General features: G+C 71.0%; 1 protein-coding gene. It reads left to right on the forward strand.

Going from position 1 to position 675, the window contains the following annotated elements:
- Positions 1-675: P-type ATPase (locus L687_RS0120845; RefSeq protein ID WP_031206733.1), on the forward strand; the 675-nt coding region annotated here is incomplete at both ends.

The raw sequence follows: 675 nt of genomic DNA on the forward strand, positions 1-675 counted from the left end.
GGGGCACCGCGATCTGGCTGTGGCTCACCGTGCTGTTCGCCAACGTGGCGGAGTCGGTCGCCGAGGGCCGAGGAAAGGCCCAGGCCGCGAGCCTGCGCAAGACCCGCACCAGCACGATGGCCCGGCGTGTGGTCGGTTACGACAAGGCAGCGGATGCCGCCGCCGAGCACGCCGCGACCGCCCAGGTCTCGTCGGCCGAGCTGCAGCGCGACGACATCGTGATCGTGACAGCGGGCGAGCTGATCCCCGGCGACGGCGACATCCTCGCGGGCATCGCCACCGTCGACGAATCGGCCATCACGGGCGAGAGCGCGCCGGTGATCCGCGAGTCCGGCGGCGACCGCAGCGCCGTGACCGGTGGCACCCGCGTGCTGTCCGACCGCATCGTGGTGCGCATCACCTCGAAGCCGGGGGAGACCTTCGTCGACCGCATGATCGCGCTGGTCGAGGGGGCCAGCCGCCAGCGCACCCCCAACGAGATCGCGCTGAACATCCTGCTCGCGAGCCTGTCGATCATCTTCGTCGTCGTGGTGCTCGCCCTGAACCCGATCGCGTCGTACGCCGCCTCTCCCGTCAGCATCCCGGTGCTGATCGCGCTGCTCGTCTGCCTCATCCCGACCACCATCGGGGCGCTGCTCTCGGCGATCGGCATCGCCGGCATGGACCGCCTCGTGC

The sequence above is a fragment of the Microbacterium maritypicum MF109 genome, assembly GCF_000455825.1.
Lineage (GTDB): Bacteria > Actinomycetota > Actinomycetes > Actinomycetales > Microbacteriaceae > Microbacterium > Microbacterium maritypicum_A.